Here is an 818-nt window from a genome sequence, read left to right on the forward strand (position 1 = left end):
ACGAACCGCGCCGACAGGCTCGCCCCCCGGAAGTGTCCTTATGACACTTTCGGGGTTTTTTGCTGGCCTCGCACTTCAGATAGCTTTTGATCAGATCGACCCTTTTTGCGGTCCCCTTCCATCGCGTCAGATAGGTGACGCCGATGGCAGCCACATAGCGATTCGCGCGTCGGCCACCAAATCCCTCGATTTCAAATTTACTAAATCGTTTTAATTTAACATCTTACAAACTATTTAATTTTTTATTTGTAATTTTTTATATATCTGCACAGTCTCTCTGAGGCAAACTCAGGAGAGCCCCATGCAAACCCGCGTCCGTATCGGCCTGCTCACCCCTTCATCGAACACGGTGATGGAGCCGCGTGTCGCCGAGCTGCTGGCCGAGCTTCCGCAGGTGACCGCGCATTTCGGGCGTTTCCGGGTCGTCCGTATCGCCATGAGCGACGACGCCTTGGGTCAGTTCTCCTTTGAACCGCAACTGGCCGCTGCCGATCTGCTCGCGGATGCCAAATGCGATGTCATCGCCTGGGGCGGGACTTCCGGGGGCTGGCTGGGCGTGGAAAACGACCGCGCATTGTGCCACGCGATCACGGAAAGAACGGGCGTTCCGGCCACGACATCGACGCTCGCAACGCTCGATGCCTTCCGCGCCATGGGGGCAAGCCGTTACGCCCTGGCGACGCCCTACCTCGAAGAGGTGCAGAACGCGATCATCACGAATTTTGCCAAAGTGGGCTTTGACTGCGTGCATGAACGCCACCTCGAAGACCCCGGCAATTTCACCTTCGCCCAGTATGACGAGGACACGATCGCCCAAA

At 57.0% G+C, this 818-nt stretch carries 1 protein-coding gene; it reads left to right on the forward strand.

The features are described from left to right. Positions 1-301: 301 nt before the first annotated feature. A partial coding sequence (locus A3728_RS13760; RefSeq protein WP_067924778.1) for a maleate cis-trans isomerase family protein occupies positions 302-818 on the forward strand: 517 nt, incomplete at its 3' end.

Source organism: Sulfitobacter sp. HI0040 (assembly GCF_001634885.1).
Classification (GTDB): Bacteria; Pseudomonadota; Alphaproteobacteria; order Rhodobacterales; family Rhodobacteraceae; genus Sulfitobacter.